This window comes from Falsibacillus albus, assembly GCF_003668575.1.
Lineage (GTDB): Bacteria > Bacillota > Bacilli > Bacillales > DSM-25281 > Falsibacillus > Falsibacillus albus.
On record NZ_RCVZ01000012.1, the window covers coordinates 87,331 to 105,866 of the forward strand.

13 protein-coding genes and 1 other annotated feature are annotated in these 18,536 nt (G+C 43.4%); of the genes, 11 read left to right on the top strand and 2 right to left on the bottom strand.

Translation table 11 applies throughout. The features are described from left to right. Positions 1 to 6 precede the first annotated feature (6 nt). The 3 genes from D9X91_RS16245 (at position 7) to D9X91_RS16255 (ending at position 3,133) form a co-directional block, all read left to right on the top strand. Positions 7 to 777 carry a sugar phosphate isomerase/epimerase family protein gene (locus D9X91_RS16245; protein ID WP_121681702.1) on the top strand — a complete coding sequence of 257 codons (771 nt, stop codon included), beginning with the start codon at positions 7 to 9 and terminating at the stop codon, positions 775 to 777. A 12-nt stretch (positions 778 to 789) separates the two neighbouring features. Then, complete coding sequence (locus D9X91_RS16250) at positions 790 to 1,869, top strand: Gfo/Idh/MocA family protein (RefSeq protein ID WP_121681703.1); 1,080 nt, start codon at positions 790 to 792, stop codon at positions 1,867 to 1,869. Positions 1,870 to 2,089: 220 nt separating this feature from the next. Then, positions 2,090 to 3,133, top strand: coding sequence for a Gfo/Idh/MocA family protein (locus D9X91_RS16255; protein ID WP_121681704.1), 1,044 nt, complete (start codon positions 2,090 to 2,092; stop codon positions 3,131 to 3,133). Positions 3,134 to 3,153: 20 nt separating this feature from the next. On the opposite strand, the gene brnQ is transcribed toward D9X91_RS16255, so the two are convergent. Beyond that, positions 3,154 to 4,494: a branched-chain amino acid transport system II carrier protein gene (brnQ, locus tag D9X91_RS16260; RefSeq protein WP_121681705.1), complete on the bottom strand. Its 1,341-nt coding sequence runs from the start codon at positions 4,492 to 4,494 to the stop codon at positions 3,154 to 3,156. Between the two features lie 42 nt (positions 4,495 to 4,536). Next, positions 4,537 to 4,771: a binding site (T-box leader), on the bottom strand. 450 nt (positions 4,772 to 5,221) lie between these two features. Here brnQ and D9X91_RS16265 point away from each other — a divergent pair. The 5 genes from D9X91_RS16265 to D9X91_RS16285 all read left to right on the top strand — a co-directional run bounded on the left by D9X91_RS16265 (position 5,222) and on the right by D9X91_RS16285 (position 10,164). After that, positions 5,222 to 6,181, top strand: a complete 960-nt coding sequence (locus D9X91_RS16265; RefSeq protein WP_121681706.1) for a heme-dependent oxidative N-demethylase family protein — start codon at positions 5,222 to 5,224, stop codon at positions 6,179 to 6,181. After that, positions 6,174 to 6,641 (top strand): hypothetical protein, encoded by a 468-nt coding sequence (locus D9X91_RS16270; protein WP_121681707.1) that lies wholly within the window; start codon positions 6,174 to 6,176, stop codon positions 6,639 to 6,641. Before D9X91_RS16265 ends, D9X91_RS16270 begins: the two co-directional genes overlap by 8 nt. A 12-nt stretch (positions 6,642 to 6,653) precedes the next feature. Further along, complete coding sequence (locus D9X91_RS16275; protein ID WP_121681708.1) at positions 6,654 to 7,616, top strand: PDR/VanB family oxidoreductase; 963 nt, start codon at positions 6,654 to 6,656, stop codon at positions 7,614 to 7,616. Between the two features lie 102 nt (positions 7,617 to 7,718). After that, positions 7,719 to 8,903: an MFS transporter gene (locus tag D9X91_RS16280; RefSeq protein ID WP_121681709.1), complete on the top strand. Its 1,185-nt coding sequence runs from the start codon at positions 7,719 to 7,721 to the stop codon at positions 8,901 to 8,903. A 109-nt stretch (positions 8,904 to 9,012) separates the two neighbouring features. Continuing rightward, positions 9,013 to 10,164 (top strand): metallophosphoesterase, encoded by a 1,152-nt coding sequence (locus D9X91_RS16285; RefSeq protein WP_121681710.1) that lies wholly within the window; start codon positions 9,013 to 9,015, stop codon positions 10,162 to 10,164. A gap of 47 nt (positions 10,165 to 10,211) precedes the next feature. Here the strand turns inward: D9X91_RS16285 and D9X91_RS16290 are convergent, their stop codons facing one another. Beyond that, complete coding sequence (locus tag D9X91_RS16290; RefSeq protein ID WP_121681711.1) at positions 10,212 to 12,158, bottom strand: PhoX family protein; 1,947 nt, start codon at positions 12,156 to 12,158, stop codon at positions 10,212 to 10,214. 269 nt (positions 12,159 to 12,427) lie between these two features. Between D9X91_RS16290 and D9X91_RS16295 the strand changes: the two genes are divergently transcribed. From D9X91_RS16295 to D9X91_RS16310, 3 genes are all read left to right on the top strand, one after another. Continuing rightward, a complete protein-coding gene (locus D9X91_RS16295) occupies positions 12,428 to 13,738 on the top strand; it encodes a globin-coupled sensor protein (RefSeq protein ID WP_121681712.1) in 1,311 nt (436 codons plus the stop codon). 941 nt (positions 13,739 to 14,679) lie between these two features. Continuing rightward, positions 14,680 to 15,447 (top strand): CsxC family protein, encoded by a 768-nt coding sequence (locus tag D9X91_RS16305; RefSeq protein WP_121681714.1) that lies wholly within the window; start codon positions 14,680 to 14,682, stop codon positions 15,445 to 15,447. 257 nt (positions 15,448 to 15,704) lie between these two features. Further along, entirely contained in the window at positions 15,705 to 18,413 is a 2,709-nt protein-coding gene (locus D9X91_RS16310; RefSeq protein WP_121681715.1) for a dynamin family protein, read from the top strand. The last annotated feature ends 123 nt before the right edge of the window (positions 18,414 to 18,536 follow it).

The following is an 18,536-nucleotide window of genomic DNA, read 5'->3' on the forward strand; positions in this document are numbered from 1 at the left end:
TGCAGGATGAAGAACATACCGGTTGCTGTGCAAATGTATACGCTCAGGGAAGAAAGTGAAAAAGACTTTGCCGGGACATTGAAAAAAGTGGCAGAGCTCGGCTTTGATGGGGTTGAATTCGCAGGCTACGGCGACATGTCCGTAAAAGAAGTCAGAGCCTTATTGGATGAATTAGGTTTAAAAGCAGCCTCCAGCCATGTTTCCATTGATGAGTTGGAAAGCAGTCTGGATCAAGTCATTGCCGACCAAAAGGTGCTTGGCAGCAGCTACGTCGTCTGTCCTTATTTAGAAGAAGAGCGTCGAACGGAAGCCGCTTATCACAAGCTGATCTCATTCCTGGATGAGGCAGGGGAAAAGTGCCGCCGGGAAGGGATCACCCTTTGCTACCATAACCATGATTTCGAACTTGAGAGATTATCAGATGGAAGAAAAGCACTTGAAGCCATCTTTGCTGACACGCAAAAGGAAAATGTCATGACAGAACTGGATGTTTATTGGCTTGCGAAGGCAGGCGAGAACCCTGTGGAGTGGATCAGGAGCTATGAAAATCGATCACCTCTTGTCCATCTGAAGGATATGACCAATGATGAAGAAGGATTCTTTGCTGAACTGGGAACAGGCGGAGTTGATATTGACTCGGTTTTGAACACAGGGGAAGAAGCAGGTGTGGAATGGTGGATCGTTGAGCAGGATGCCAGCCGCCGTACGCCTTTTGAAAGCATCGAAATCAGTCTGAAGTATTTAAGTGATAAACTGCCATATTTGGTGAAAAGTTAAGGAGCATCATAGATGAGGTTAAAGGTTGGCATTATAGGCTGCGGGAATATAAGCGGCATTTATATGGAAAATAGTAAGCGTTTTCCTGAGTTTGATATCGTCGCATGCGCCGATTTAATGAAGGAAAAAGCACATGAGGCAGCGGAAAGATACAAGATCGAACATGTCATGCCAGTGGATGAATTACTAGCATCGCCTGATATCGATCTCATCCTGAATTTGACGATACCACAGGCGCATGCCGAGATTTCGCTAAAGGCGATAGAAAACAGAAAGCATGTGTACTCAGAAAAGCCATTGGCGATTGCATTCGAGGATGGGAAAAAGATTTTGCAAGCGGCAGCCCGGCATGACGTGATGGTTGGAGCAGCGCCGGATACATTTCTAGGCGGAAGCATCCAGCTGGCTGGGAGGATTTTAGCAGAAGGAAGAATCGGAAAAGTGGTGGGGGCCAGCGCTTTTATGATGTCGCGCGGGCCGGAATCGTGGCATCCAAACCCTGAATTTTACTATCAAAAAGGCGGCGGACCGATGTTTGACATGGGACCATACTATTTAACTGCATTGGTCAGCTTGCTTGGACCGGCCAGAAGAATTGCAGGCTCTGTCCGTACTACATTTCAAGAGCGCACCATTACAGAGGCATCAAGATCCGGTGAAAAAATAAAAGTCCAAGTGCCGACGCATGTCAGTGGAATGCTTGATTTTGAAGATGGAGCATCCGCTACCATCACAACCAGTTTCGATGTGTCAGCTGCACGTACACCGTTTATCGAAATTTATGGAGAAGAAGGGACAATCAGTCTGCCTGATCCAAATCACTTCAACCATCCACTTCAACTAAAGCGATTCGATGATCAAGACTGGCAAGAAATCCATCCGGAGGGGGACACGCACGATAATCTGCGCGGAATCGGACTTGCAGACATGGCCAAAGCAGTCATGCAGGGACACGTGCACCGGGCCAATGGTGATATGGCCCTTCATGTACTGGAGATCATGCACGGCATCCACCGATCATCCGAGCGCGGTGTCCATTATATGATGGAACATGCTTGCGTGAAACCTCAATTATTAATGGATGTTAAATAGTAGTTCATTGGAGTTCGGCTTTTCATAAGTATGCACTCCTTGATGTTGATTGGAACGGGATGTGCGGGACTCCGGAGGCTCACCGTCCCTCGGAAAGCGAACAACCTCCGCGGAGATCACCCTGCACAGTCCATGATGAATGGCATTAATCGAATGGTTTGGTACAAGAACAGAGCGAAGAAAATAATTTAATGAAGCGAACGATGGGGAGGAAAAAATGATGGAGAAATTGAAAGTTGCGGTCATTGGCTGCGGAAGCATAGCGAAATATCGCCATCTGCCTGAGTACAGCTTGAACAGCGGGGCAGAAATCGTTGCAGTTTGCGATATCGTGGAAGAACGTGCAAAAGAAATGGCACTCCAATATGGAGCGAAAGCATTCACTGATTTTGAGGATATCCTGGAGCTTGAAGAAGTAGACGCCATCAGTGTCTGTTTGCCGAACTATTTGCATGCTCCTGTTACCGTAGCGGCATTGAATGCAGGCAAGCACGTGTTGTGTGAAAAGCCGATGGCGACTTCGCATGAGGAAGCAGAATCCATGATCCAAGCTGCGAAATCGCATGATAAGAAATTGATGATCGGCCACAATCAGCGCTTTGTCGCTTCCCACCAGAAAGCAAAAGCCATCATTGAAAGCGGCAAACTGGGTAAAATATTCAGTTTCAAAACAACATTCGGCCACCCTGGACCGGAAGGCTGGAGCGTGGATGGCGCTGACAGCTGGTTCTTCAATAAGGAGAAAGCCTTTATCGGTGCAATGGGCGACTTAGGGGTCCATAAAGCTGATTTAATGCGTTACCTCCTTGGTGAATTTGTCGAAGTCGGGGCATTCATCGAAACGAATGCGAAGCAGCATGCAGAGGTGGACGATAATGCTGTCTGCATCCTCCGAACAGAAAGCGGCATCATCGGTACTCTTGCAGCGAGCTGGGCATACGTAGCCGGAGGAGACAACTCAACGATCATCTATGGGGAAAAAGGAACTCTGTATCTAGAGGCAGATCCGACATACTCGCTTATTGAAGAATACCGCGACGGCACCAAGGTCAAGCATGAGTTGGATAAAATCCAGACCAATGAAGAAGGCGGACAAACCACTTCCAATGTCATCAACCACTTTGTCGAGTGCATCAAAGAGGACAAAAAGCCGCTTATTTGCGGGGAAGAAGGTAAGAAATCCCTGGATATCATACTCGCAGCCCTCGAATCAAAGGAAACCAAAAGGATCGTATCCTTAAAGGCGCAAGCAGTTGCCAAATAAGAATGAAGCAGGATGATAATTCATCCTGCTTTTTTTATTGCCTTCCTTTCACCTGAAAGCACTGGCGTTTTATCAAATTTGCTCAAAATCAGCCCGACTCCAGTGCCGATGATGGCAGGCACGACCCATGCCATTCCGGCAGAAGATAGAGGCAATAAATTCATCATGGATTGTAATGGTCCCAAAGTAAGTCCGATTGAATTCAAACCGCCAATGACGGCAAATATACCCGTGAAAAGAATAGCTGTTCCGTATACTTTTTTTCTCTCACCGATAAACCGATGAAAAAATGCAAGGGTGATCAGAACAATGGTGATCGGGTAAGCTGAAACTAAAAACGGAACGGATACCTTCAAAATCTGGGCTAAGCCCAAGTTGGATAATATGAAGCCAACCATGGTGACGGCAAATACGATGCCCTTATAGCTTGCTTTTGGTATGAGTCCGGAAAAATACTGTCCGCAAGCAGATGTCAAACCAACTACAGTCGTGAAGCATGCGAGCGTGAAAATAAGTCCGAGCAATGCTTTTCCGCTTGTCCCCATCAGGATGGTGGAGGCGGTTGACAAAATTTCTGCCCCATCCCGGAATGATCCTTCGCCTGCCATGTTTCTTCCCATCAAACCAAGACTGACATAAATAACAGATAGGAAAAGTCCGGCAATCAGTCCCGCTTTAAACGAATTTCTTGTCAATTGTTTGCTGTCCCCGGCCCCACGATGACGAACAGCTGAAATAATGACAATGCCAAATGCCAGTGCACCTAACGCATCCATTGTGGAATAGCCTTCAATGAATCCTGTGAAAAACGAACCAGATTCATAAGCTTTGCTCGGTGCCTGAACGGGATGATGAAGATTAAAAAAGACAAGTACACAAAGTGCCCCAATGGATAGAAGCAATACAGGCGTTATCCATCGGCCCATGTATGTCTCGATTTTGGATGGGTTTAAGGCTACCAGGTAGACGACTGCAAAGAACATAAACGTAAATACCAACAAAGGGATTGTATGACTGCCATGGCCGTCAAGAAAAGGAGCCGCAGCCATCTGAAAGGCGACACTTGCATTCCTCGGGATGGCTAGAAACGGCCCGATGCTCAAGTAGATGATGACCATAAAAATTGTACTGAATTTTGGGTGGACACGGCCAGCAATCGTATTTACTCCGCCTTTGACAAGGGAGACCGCCAAAATAACGGCAACGGGAAGCCCGACACCAGTGAGAATGAAGCCGGCCATAGCAAGCCAAAAGTTTGTCCCCGCTTCAGCACCCAAAAAAGAGGGGAAGATAAGATTTCCTGCTCCAAAAAACATGGAGAAAAGCATAAGGCCGATAAAAAAAGTATCTGTTTTTTTCAACGTAATCGCTCCTTTTCCTCAAAATAAAAAGCCCGCCCCTAAAATAGGGACGAGCTTGGACTCGCGTTACCACCCTTGTTCCGCAAATTTATTGCAGCACTCTGAGCGCATTGATATGCGCATCCCATCATAACGGCGGGAAATCCGTCAAAGCTTACTTCTTTTCAGCTCAGCATCTCGGAGGCGAGTTCGGATAATGGTTGTACATCGGCTTCCAGCACCACCGATTCTCTGGTGAACAAAACAGTCATCCTACTATTCTCGTCATCGACTTTTAAATAATTTAGAGCTTAATTTACCAAAGGAAAAATAATGTGTCAATATATTTTGATAATTTAATATTATTTCAGGAAAGCAATCATTTAGCTGAATTGTAGATAGGTAAAGGGGTGGAAGAGCTTACATAGAGTGAAAAAATTGTCAGACTGAGAGCTGTTAAACATTAATCAAACGTTTGATTAATAACTGGCGGTATATATGAATTTTACCATTTTCTTGTTATTTCCCGTGCAATATTTGTATTTACATGCAGGAAAATGTTGATGAAGGATGTCGGAAATCGCAAGTGGCAAACACGATTCAAATTTTAAAGGAAGTGCGATTTCCACTTCATGGTGCCTGCTTTCCGTGCGGCAGCCGGTGAGGCGATAGTTAGTAATTCCTCCTTTCATTCAAAAGGGCTTTATTTTACAATTAAAATAAAGAATTTTCTGAAAAGGATGATTGAATGATCGATGAGTTAAAGCAGTTTCCATATCCATTTAAGGATGATGTTTATCGTTATTCCAATAATTCCACCTTGATGGAGCGTCCCATATGTGTGGAAGTGACGAGGAAATACAAAGAAGAGGTTCTATTGAAAAGAGAGCTCCTTCAAGAGCATCCTGAGCGCTGCTTTCAGGCATTGAACCATACCAATGAAGTTCAATGGGAGGCCGTGCAGCTGGTGATGGAGGATCTGGCAACCCAATATCCGGAGTATTTTTCGCTTGAAAAGAATGGCAGCCGCTGGGAGTTCATGAACAAAATTTTGGATGAGAAAACCGAATTTGATTTTGGAGGCTCTGCCACACTTTCATATGCTCCACTTGATTTTATCGGCCGTCATGTTCAGGAGGACCTCATCATCATGATGGAGCGCGACGGAGATTTATTTTTGGATGCTGGACAGCTGTGCTTTCCGTCTAATTGGTCATTGGCATTTAAGTTGGGAATGAACTTCAAAGATATACATTTCCCGATTCCACGCTTTAACGAAGAGGGATTGGATGAGCGCATCCTTCGATTTTTATTGCGAATCGAGGCCGGTAATCCGTGGTGGCGTAAGAATTGGTCTTTGATGGCAGGAGCCCGACTGGATACATCACTTGAGACATTTGATGTGTGGGGAAAGGAAAGAAGAAAGGTGACCAGTGAAAATGCAGGAGAAATTGTCCATCTGCGAGTGGAAGTGCAGAAGCTTTTCCGTATGCCTAAGAGCAATGCCATTTTATTCACGATCCACACGCATTTACTCCCTCTTCAAAGCTTCATTAAAAACCGCGATTGGCTCAAACAATTTTATGCGGTTCTGTCGGAGCTTCCGGCTCATATTGCCGATTACAAGGGGATTTCTGCTTATAGGAATGCCATATTGGAATTTTTGAAGAAACACCTTGATGAGGATGGGTGGCCGGAAAATGAATAAAAAGGCACCTTCTTTTATTTCTGGGAAAAGGAAATACATTGTTTGCGGTGATGAAAAAGGGATTCATATGCTTACCCCAATTATTCAGACCATTCTGCGAGAGGGATATTTACATGAACTTGTCGAGATCGGAGAAAACGCATCCCCGGATGATTTGATCGATATGCTTGGCCGGCAAAAAATGGGGACCTATCTTTATCTTTGTCTATCTTGGGGAAAATTGAATGCCCTAAAAGACCGAGTTCGCCAAATTGGTTTCTCCGATGAAGAAGCCCAATTCCATGGACACGGGGAAAAGGATATCAATGTTTTTTGCTGCCGATGCCACGGAATAACAACGGTAGGGGAAAGTGGAGTTGAATCTGGCGTTGCGTGCAAAACTTGTCAGTTGATATTGGACGTATCGGACCATTATGCCCCACTTAAGGATGCTTATTTAGGATATCCCGCAACAGTATGAGGGGAGGAAGACATGATATATCAAGATAAAACGATCAAAGTGCTAATCAAATCCATTGTGCAGGAGACAGCCAATGTAAAGAAGTTCACGTTAGAGCGGGCCGTCGGCGGGCATTTGCCCTCTTTCAGCGGAGGATCCCACATCACGACGTATATTGACCGTGATAGTGTTGTGCTAACCAGGAATTATTCCTTGATCAATCATAAAAACCAAGAAAGTGAGTACCAAATCGCAGTGGCTTTGGCAGACCCATCCAAAGGCGGCTCCCATTACTGGCACCACCATATGAAAGAAGGTGATTTTCTCACCATCAGCTATCCAAAAAACCACTTTTCATTAAGCTTCAAGGCAAAGCATCATGTTTTCTATGCTGCAGGTATTGGGATCACCCCCTTTTTGAGCATGATGGGCGAACTGAAGGGAAAAGGCTCGACCTTTGAGCTGCACTATGCCGCTAAATCCCGAGATCAGTGCGCCTTTTATCATGAAATACTGTATCACTATCAGCAATATTCCCACTTCTATTTTTCTAGAGAAACGAACGTTAAACGATTGAATGCGGATTCCCTTTTGGATCATCCGATCGGAACGCATATATATATATGCGGACCGGAGCCTTTCATCAACTCCTTTAGAAATGGGGCAGAGGCAATCGGATATCCAAAGGGAAGCATCCATTATGAACGCTTCACACCTGAACTCCCGAAAAATCCTGTGCCGTTCAAAGTGCGGCTGCAAAATAGGATGATTGAAGTGGCGAAGGATAAAACACTCCTGGACGCCATGCTGGAGGCTGGAATCCAAGCTCCGTATTCGTGCCGTGCTGGGCGGTGTGGAACCTGTGAGGTAAAAGTATTGAACGGTGAGGTTGAACATCATGATTCATTTTTGAGCGACGAGCAGAAAAAAGCCCAAGATGTCATGCTGACTTGCGTGTCCCGTGCAAAATCAGGTCATCTTGAAATTGATTTCTGATTCGAGGAGAACTTCCATACCGATGTAAGCCAACCATTAGACCTCTGAAAAAAGAAGGAGTAAAGTAATTGGTAAAGATTCATAGGAAAGAGGAGAAATTCGTTGACCTACATCCAAGAAGGAACAAGGAATTATAAGCTGGCAAGCCTTGCATTGTTTTTAGGGGGCTTTGTCACTTTTTCGATTTTATATACGACACAGCCGCTGATGCCCATCTTTACGAGGGAATTTCATGTATCGGCACCTGCCGCAAGCCTGACATTATCATTATCGACAGGTGTATTGGCTGTCGTGATGCTGTTCGCAGCTGGATTATCTGATGCATTCGGCAAAAAGAAAATCATGCTTTTATCGATGTTATGCACTTCGCTATTAGGGATCGCGACTTCTTGGAGCCCTAATTTCTTTACGCTAATTTCCTTAAGGGCGCTATTGGGTGTATTCATTGCTGGAGTTCCTTCCATTGCGATGGCATACGTATCGGAAGAATTCCATCCTGGCGGAATCGGCAAAGTAATGGGGTTGTATATTAGCGGTACAAGTATAGGCGGGATGGCCGGAAGGATTATCACTGGAGCACTCACGGATATGTTTTCGTGGAGAATGGCATTGATGTGTGTAGGCATCCTTACACTTATCCTGACTGTGATTTTTTCGCTCACGCTCCCTGCACCCAGGGGGCATAATGAAAAGAAAGCTTCTGGCTGGCGGTCTGCTTGGAATGCCTACCAATCACATTTGAAAAGTAAAAAGCTTCTGGCTTTGGTCTTGCTGGCTTTTTTGCTGATGGGAAGCTTTGTCACACTTTATAATTACATAGGATTTATGCTTGAGGCGCCTCCTTATGAACTCAGTCAAACGTTGATCGGCTTCATCTTTATCGTCTATATCACAGGGACTTTCAGTTCGGTATATATGGGAAAAAAAGCTGATCTCCATGGGAATGCACCTATATTAAAAATATCCTTGGCGCTGATGATGCTCGGGGCGGTTTTGACGCTGATTCCATTATTAGGAGTGAAAATCCTTGGCATGGCACTATTCACATTCGGTTTTTTCGGGTGCCATTCCATCGCTAGTGCGTGGGTTGGACAAGCTGCAGGACATCATAAAGCACAAGCCTCATCACTCTATTTGCTTCTGTATTACCTCGGGTCCAGTCTCGTTGGATCATTTGGCGGGTTCTTTTGGATCCATTTTCAATGGACCGGTGTCGTTGCCCTGATTTTTGTTCTGCTCGCATTGGGCTTTCCGCTAGTGAGGTATGCAGAAAAAGGCGGGCATTAAGCACTCGCAATGGGTGCTTTTTTGCTGGCTTCGGGGCTTAAAAGAGGTGGAATGCTGATCATTTTTATATAATAGAAGAAAAGATCATTGATAAGGGAGATATGTTGGGATGAGCATTCGAATGGTCGGCATGACGCTGTTAATGCTGCTTGGATTGGCAGCGATTCATTTTTATATAGGGTGGCACTTTTATTTATTCCTTTCCCAATGGCTGCCGAATTTATCGTACGCTGCCTTTTGGATACCATTCTCACTTATTGCCTTCGGATATTTGTTCGGAAGGGTGCCGGGCCCAAAAGTTCTGTTTCCATTGTATCGGCTGTTGAAGGTAGTAGGCTCCTATTATTTTGCGGTCTTAGAGTTCGCAGTTTTATTGCTGCCGCTGGCCGACCTCTTATATTGGATTTTGAAAAAATCAGGAGTCGTGCCGGTTAAAGATTTTATTATCGGAGAAGGATGGGCGGTCATTCTCGTAATGGCGGCTTTGCTGATCTGGGGTTCATATAATGCGTGGAGTACAGTCATCCGTAACTATCCGATCAGCATTACCAAAAAATCAGCTTTTAGCAATATCAAGGTTGTAGTCGCTTCCGATATCCATCTAGGCAATATTGTCGGGAACCGTCATTTGAAAAGGATGGTTGATCGGATGAATGAGATGGAACCAGACTTCATCTTGCTGCCGGGAGATGTCATCGATGACAGCATCGAACCATTCTTGCGGAATGAAATGAGCCAAACCTTAAAGCAGCTGAAAGCCAAGCATGGTGTCTTTGCCGTCCTTGGCAATCATGAGTATTACGGCGGCCATATTGAACAGTATGTTGAGGAAATGAAGAAAATCGGCATCCGTGTCTTAAGGGACGAAGTGGTGCAGGTAGATGGAAGCTTGTACATAGCTGGAAGGAAGGATAAAACAGCCGAAGCGATGGATCCTGAAAAAAGGAAAAGCGTCATGGAATTGTTGAAAGGGCGGGATTCATCTCTCCCGGTCATCATGATGGACCATCAGCCTTACGGGTTTGCCGCTGCAGCGGAGGCAGGCGTCGACTTATTATTGTGCGGGCATACCCATCGAGGCCAGTTTGCACCCAATCATTGGCTAACAGGCCGGCTATTTGAGCTTGACTGGGGCTATATGCAAAAGGAGCATATGCATGTTGCTGTTTCATCCGGGTATGGAACGTGGGGGCCTCCGATCCGTTTGGCAAGCCGTTCAGAAATACTTGAAATCGATATGACATTTGAAAATGAAGGATAGATATAAACAAAAAAGCGGCGTTAATCGCCGCTTTTTTTGTTTATGCCTTATTTTTCATTATGGTCATCATGCGCCCATTGCTGTGATGGAGCAATTTTGCCAGAAGGAAGTCCGGAGATGTATCCGACTCCACCGGTTTGCTGGATGCCCAAGCCTTTTTTCATTGCATCTTCGAGTTTCTTTTTGTCTACAGCAGTGATTTGCTTGCCGTCCAAGTCTTCACCCGGATGCTGGAAGTTGCTGAGGATGTAGCGGGAATCCTTCACATCGTCATCCGCTCTCAATCCGGTTGCCTCAGCACCGACAGGGACGGAAAGGATTCTGGAAAGCTTTTTCGTTTTCACATTATATGCCCAAACAAAGTTGTTTGTATGAAGCGCACTGTCTTCACCGATGAATAAGGTATTCAAGTCATCCGAGAAGCTTAAATTGTCAGGATTGGCAATTTTATCAGGATTGGCTGTGTTGCCATAGGCGTCAGGTGCAGAAAGGTCCTCACCTACAATCAACCCATTCATGCTTGCAGGAACATAGCCGCTGTCAATCTTATTGCCGTTTTTGTCATTTTGGCCATCGCCAAGGTTAAGCTGGAATGTAGCACCGGATTCACGTGCAGGCAATTGGATATCGTCCTGGACGCTGCCATCCTGCTTTTCCATGCTGCCATTTTCATAGGAAATCGCTACATAGGCCTTTTTGTCTTTTTTATTGACGGCAACGCCTTCCATTTTGTTGAATTCAGAAGTTGCCCCAAGAATGGCGCCATAGCGTCTTGACTCAAGGAATGCAGCTGCCTTCTCCATACCTGGCTTGACTTTAAGATATTCGACATCTTTACTCGAATTTGTCTTGACGGCTGTATATCCGGCTGTCGGTTTTGAAGCTGTGTCGAAGATGTCGCTGAATTTCGTACCTTTGTCGATGATTGCTTTGATTTCATCATCGGTTGCATGTCCGAGCTTCATCCATTTTAAGTCGCCGGCTCCGCCGTTTTCTTTGCTTGTTTGATTAAACTTCGCTGCATATAAAGTTCCGGCAGAAAAGTCTTTCTTTTTATCGGCCACATACATGAACATCATCGTGTTCCCACCGTCGTCACCGAACAGAGCTGTCTTTTCATCAGGCATAACCTGCATGACTTCATGGGAGAAGCGGCCGGTGCTGTAATGCTTCACAACGGAAGCATCACCTTTTTTGTCTACGGAGATTTCTGGGATCCAGCCGTAGAAATATGGATTTGCTTTTGATTTGTCATGGAAATAGTATTGTGCAAATGAAGTCACGTCTTTATAAGAGCTGGATGTCGGATCTTCGAATGCACGTGCATCCGGTTCATACTCTTCTGAACCAAGATGCGTTCCCCAATCAGTGGTTGAACCATTGCATGGTGTCCATAGGCCGTTCACATTGGAGAAATCAATTTTCTTCGCGTTGTTCACCGTCAACTCGCCTGTTTTTTTGTTGCGGTCCACTTGTGTGAGTGTCATGGAAGCTGGCAATCCATAAACGGACTGGCCTGCGTTGTTCATTGAATCATATTCATAATGTGAAATAAGATAGGTTTTTCCCCCGATTGTGATCATACTGTTGGAATCAGGTGCATCGGAGATGAAGTATGAAGGCTTGTCCGGTACGCTCTTATCGACAATAGGGTCTCCGTTGGCGTCGATCGGTGTGCCGGCAGGGATCATTTCACCCTTATTCTTGACGATTTTATCTTTTGATAGGAAGAGTTGATTGTATTTTAAAGGTGTTTCTTTCACGCTGCCATCTTTATATTTAATTTTTACAGAAGCATTCGAATACGTTTTAACCATGTCTTCCACCGTGCTTGGAGCCTTCATGGAGCTGAATTCAACACTTTCGATTTGCTTATGCTTATCGGACATGGCATTGCGGACATGGTAGTCCTTATGGTCTTCATGTGCGAAAGCAGGAATAGCTGTAGTAGCCAATAAAGCTAATGATAACCCGAGCGATAAACTTTTTTTCATATTCTTTAAACCTCCCAAAAGTTTTTGAACAGCTTCATTAAAACATGCGACTGTTAATGTGATATGAAAATAATAGAATGAATGTTTAGGAAATATTAAGATAGAACAACAAATAGGTGACAGAATGTACAGGGAATTAGGAGATTTGGATAAAAGGCCAAATAAGTGATTCAGAATAATAGAAAAAACACTTTAAATTTGCTAAAAATAAGAAATAAATACATAATTTTCAATAGATGCATATGAACAATTAATAGGGGGATGTATTCATGATTTTTACCAAGGCTAGAAAGACACCGGCGAAGTCCTTCAATCCGACGATGGAATTTCCGGGTTATGAGAATATACCAGCAATCAGCAGCCAATCCATACAAGCAAGATTGGAATACATGGGGATGACGAAAAAGCATTTGGAGACTTTAGAGGAGATGTATCCTTTGGTTGAACCGCTTCTGGACGAGCTTCTACAAAAAGTGCTGGATCAATTATACAAACAGCCCATGCTTGTAAAGATCGCAGATAATAATTCGAGCCGGGAAAGGCTTTATAACGTGTTCGTAAAGTATTTCCAGAGTTTGTTAAGCGGAAATCTGGATGAAGAATATTTTCAGATGCGAACAAGAATAGGGAATACTCATAATGGGGCAAGCCTTCCAGTAGAGTGGTTCCTAGCAACTTATTCCGCCATCAATACGCTGCTCGTCCCGCAAATAACAGCTTTGCTGCATCAGGATCCGCAAAAGCTGACAGATGTCCTTTTGGCCATAACACATGCCACGAACCTGGACTCGCAGCTGGTTGTGTCGAACTATATGGAAGCGAGGATGAGTGAACTCAATGATTTGAATCAATCCAATGCGATGCTGCAAATGGAACTGAATTCCATCAGTCGTGAGGTTGCCTCCTCCGTTCAGCAAACAGAGGAATCGATCAATGAAACGAGCTTGAAGGCAGAACAGATTCTTAATGAAACAGAGACTACCCAGAAAAGCAGCAAGAATCTACTGAATTTAACCAACGTCAATCAATCACAGATGGAAGAGATGGTAGGAACCTTTAACCAGGTTATGAATGATGTGGAGGAGTCTCTCAGCGGCATCGATTCATTGAAATCGATTTCGGAAAAAATCATTACGATGACGAAGGGAATCGAAGACATTGCAGATCAAACCAACCTGCTTGCATTGAACGCATCGATCGAAGCAGCTCGTGCAGGCGATGAGGGGAAAGGATTTGCGGTTGTAGCAACCGAAGTAAGGAAACTTGCGGAAAATTCGAAGGGTATGAGCAGTCAAATCAAATCTTTAATAGAAGAAAGCGACAATCAAATCACGAGTCTCATTCAAATTATGAAATCGATGAATGGATCAACAATCGAGTCACAATCTAAGCTTCAACAGGTCAAAGGAGGTCTTTTGACGGTTAAAATGGAAATGGAACAGTATTTGACGATGTTTGACCGAAATAAAGTGGATTTGGATTCCATTGTCCGGACGATCCAGGAAGTGAATAAAACAACTGAAAGTTTATCAGATTTAGCTGATCAGCTGTTAAAAAAGGCAGAAGGCTCACAAATTTAAATGAAAGATTAGTGAAATCAAAAGGCTTCGTCCAAGATTCATTCAAGAGCGAAGCCTTTTAATATTGTATGTTTACATGATTCACCTCCATTTTTCCACCTCACCTATGCACTTTTTCTTCCTTTATTATTCCGTTGACTGATGGCTTTCAAAATAAAGAGCTTGTCCTGTATAGTCAGCATTCTCCAGCTTCCAACTTTGATTTTCATATCCTTCACTCCTTAAAGAATTTTAGTTGGTCCACACGGCATCTTTAACATTTTATTACTTTTTACCGCTTTTTTTTATATTTAAAACAACAAAAATTCCAACAAATACCGACGTTAAGTGGGGCGAAAGAAGGGGTTCCATTTGTTTTTTAGCCGATTGCAGGAGAATTGCTCTGTATCCTTGTCGATGTTTGTCAAAAAAGATAAAACGAAATATGTTTTGAACTAGGTTTTTTTTGAAACGCTCTATTCGTAAAGTTTGTTGCTTTTGAACAAAGGTTGTGTAAGGATGATTTCCGCTGCGGGGTCTCACCTGTCTTAGGGGCTCGAGATCATAATTCCATTCTGTCAAAAAGGGAAAGAACGCCTTTGTGTCAGAATCGTCTTATGCTTGTCGCCCATAGGCAAAGCCCTGCAGCTTTTCCACCTGGCCCGCTGTTCCCTCCGGAGTCTTGCACCTTCCGCTCAATCAACATCATACGATGATTTATTTTAAAGAAAAATTGTTGATAAACAACAACCTTTGAGAAAAAAGCCTTTTGAAAAAACCAATTATTATTAATGGCGTTGACTGCAGGGGAACTCAACTCGACATATTTCTAGTAAAAAAGCACAATCTTACAAAAATGAGAAATGAGTCTACTACATCCGACCATACGAAAGTGACTTTAAGAGAATAGGTTATAGAGAAAAGTTGAAAAACTTTATCTAATTTTTAGGAGGAATTTTTATATGAGCAAGTATTATAAGGGTCAAGGAGCTGCAAGAGATCCAATCAGCGTTCCTTGCCAAGTATCAGCCAGACAGCAGGCATATTTAATCGATTCAGAATTGCCAGTTGTGACAAATCCGGTTATGCCAACATTGAAGACACCAGTAGTCGTAGCTGAAAGAACGATTCAAGTGGTGACAGAAGCTGATGTTACCCTTAATCCGCCTGCTACGGAAATCAAACGGGTGTTGAAGGATGTGTTCCTCACTCAATGCAAATTGGTCCCGGTGGCGTTCGCCCCAATTCAAGGATCCAACTTCCGCAGGGTGACAAAAGCAAAATTATTTGTTGAAGGTTATATCCGCAAGAACATCGAGTATGCATCTTCTGAATGCAATGGAATTGTCTATGATCGAATTGCTACATTCCCGTTCTCTGGTTTTGCAGAATTAACTGATGATGACTTCATCACTTATCCGCTTTGGAGCAGTTCTTTCGAGGATAGAGCGCGTTTCATTAATCCAAATAATGGCGATTTGCCGCGTTTGGACAAGTATTACTTCGAAAATACGAACTATTACAATGAGCAGCCATACTGTGAATTGGTGAAATCCGATTTCTATGAAATCGACTTCTCTCCAATGATGACGCCAATAAATGAATCTTTCGATACACTCCGTGAAAAAATTGTCTTGGACTTAGGCATTAAAGTGCTTCAAGTTCAACAAATCAGAGTGAATGGAAGTCAAGTTACCCCAGGCAACGGCATGGATGGATACAACGGATAACATGAAGAAATCAGAAGGGCAGAGGCAACTCTGTCCTTTTCTTCTAGAGATTTCCTGAGATATTAAAAACATTACAATAGAACCACGAAAATGTATCAAAAATGATAGTGAAATGAAATTTATTTCAAGAGATTCTTTGATAGAATACTAGGATAGAGCAAGAATAGTAAGTTTTAACTGTTTGATAAACAGGGTAAATAGATAGTACATACATACTCTTTTTTAGCCGAAAAATTTTTTCAACGGAGGCAATTAAAATGGTTGAAGAACAATTAATCAATAAACAGTATTATGAGACCTTTACGAAGGACATCGAAAAGGAACATCCGATTTCCATACTTGGACAAGCCTATTTATATGAGCAGGAGAAAGAGATTCCCGATCTTTCGTATATCCGCTTTGCCCAAGGGGAGATCTATTTTCATAACAAGGATTATGAAGCTGCCATTTTCAAATGGGAAAATATCACAAACGAATTGGAGCCATGGGCAAAAAAAAATATGGCGGACGCTTATTTCGAGCTGGATCTTTTGCCTACGGCAGAGGAAGTCTATAAATCCGTTAAATCTGACAATGTAACATTGAACACGGAAATTTCTTTACAGCTCCTGTCATTGTATATCGTTCGTGACAAAATGGAGTCTGCGGAGCGGGTCATCAAGAAAATCGTTTCGATGAACCCTGATTATCCGAATGTAACGGACATTGCCAAAACGTTCTACGAAAAACACCAGGACTGGGATAACGCAGTGGGTCTTGCCGTACAGGAAGCGATTCGCACACATTCATTGAAATGGTTCGATATCGTTCGCAAATATGTAGACTTAGGTTATACAAAGCAAATGAAGCCTGATTATTTCGTTGAATTACTAATGACTTTATTCGAGCTTGATCAAAAGCAATTCGAGAGTATGACCGTTTCGCTATGGAAAAGCTATCATTCAGAACCTGCGTATCTGCAATGGCTGAATACGATCAATCGACTGATGCTGGATATTGAAGAACCAACTGATCATACATCATGGCACGAATTATCGGTCATCTATAAGGATACTTACTTTGAGCTGATGGACGGAAGATATTTCATTAAAGAGCTTTCTGCCTTGCTGCCGCAATTCCTTTCCAATTGGGTGAAGATCACCGATACTTCTCAAAGCCTATTTGCGTCTACGGCTGCTTTGGCTTGGAATGAAATGTTCCCATCCAGTCTGAGTGAAGTAACGGTGGAAGAGGCGAAGGGCATGATGAAGCATGCCCGATACGAGTTTGATGGCTTGAAGCAGGGGCTTGAGCTATTTGAAACGGTGATGGAATGGGCAGGACAAAAAGAAATCCAGGTGGCGCAAAGATTTACGAGGACGGTCAAGGAAATGCTCGATTTTGATGTGAACCATCTATTGGTGGCTGGCAGCGGCAGCACAGGGAAATCAGCTTTTATCAACTCGATTATTGGAGAAAGCATTTTAGGCTCACCGACTGCCTCCGTAACAGTCATTAAGAATCAAGGGGAACAAGAAATCAATGAAATAACGAATCAAGAAATATATCCAATTCTGACGATAGAGGAATATTACGAGCGGACCGCTCTTCCTGCTGGAAATGAAACGTACTTTGAAGTGAGGCTGCCGCTTCCTTACTTGCAGGATCATAATCTGGCTTTGATTGACACACCAAGTACAGGAGGAGATTTGTTCAAGTTTCTCCCAATGGCGGATGCATTGTTGTTCGTGTCCAACATCAATGATCCGATCAACAGCCAGGAGCAGGAGCTTTTGAAGAAAATTAAGAAAAGAGCACCTAAGCTTCAAGTCCATTTTCTCTTGAACAAAGTAGATACCATCTATAATGAGCAGGAGGCTGAAAGAATATTGGATGAGACAAGTGAGCGGATCCACGCTAACTTCCCGCATGCCAGGGTGTTCCTTTATTCATCCTTGTATTCCAGCAGCCAGCAACGCAAGCAATGGACGGAATTCATCCAATCGGCGTTCAGTTATCGCAACTTGGAAGAAGAACGTACTGAGAAATTGCTTTATTTAGTGAAAGAATTCATTCATTACCTGCTTGAAAAACGCGTGGAAATGGAACGTGAATTTGTCCATTCCATCATGTGGAATGAGGAAATGGTAAAGAAATTGAATGGAGCCATCCATCAATTGGATGATCTTGAAAAAGAAAAAATAAAGCTGATTAAAAATTCATACCACACATTCAAGGAAGATGCACGGAAGGATCTTAAAAATAAAATACCGCAAATCTTCAAGGATTCTTCCGAATTAATCAGTGAAGATAGTGATTTCCGAAATATTCATCACAGATTGAATGAAGAAATGAATGCAAGGGTGCATCAATACATCGAACGGACTGTATTGCCTCATTTATATGATTCATTGCAAAATTGGATTTCTTACTCACAGGAAGAATTCACGGAAAGCCAAGCGAAATTGGATGAAATGAGCGAGGGATTCAATTCGCTTTATGAAGAGGAAAAGATTCAGCTCTTGGGTGATTTCAGGGTATTGGATGATTGGCGCCGGGATGCTGAGAGGATGACCAGCTCTGTCCAACTCGAAAAAGTGAATATCCTCTTGAAGCATACACCGTCACAGCTATTGCTTAAGAGTGCAGGAAAGCTATTCGGAGCTTTGCCGCAAAATAAAACGATGCTCTATAATAGCTACAAAAAATTCCTTGAAAATGAAGATTATCAAGAAGTTGCAGAATCGATTGTAAACAACTTCCTGCTGCAGTTCGATATTTTCGAAAAATCTCTGGACCGTGATGTTTCTTTCTTCTTTAGAGAGCCGTTGTCTATCCTGAGAACAACGGAAGAAGAGACCAATATTGAAATACAGGAGAACAAAGAAGTCCTGGATAAAATGAAATCAAATCCGGAATTGTATGAAGATCCGTTGGCGCTGTTCGAATTAAAGCTTCGTCAGTACGAATGGGTCGTGAATTCATAAATCGATGCGGCGGTCCCTGGAAGGGGCCGCCGTTTTTGCTTATGCACGGGTGTAAATTGAAGTGCTGAATAAATGGGCAAAAGCAATAAAAGAAAAAGAGGCTGCCTGCAGACAGCCCCTTCT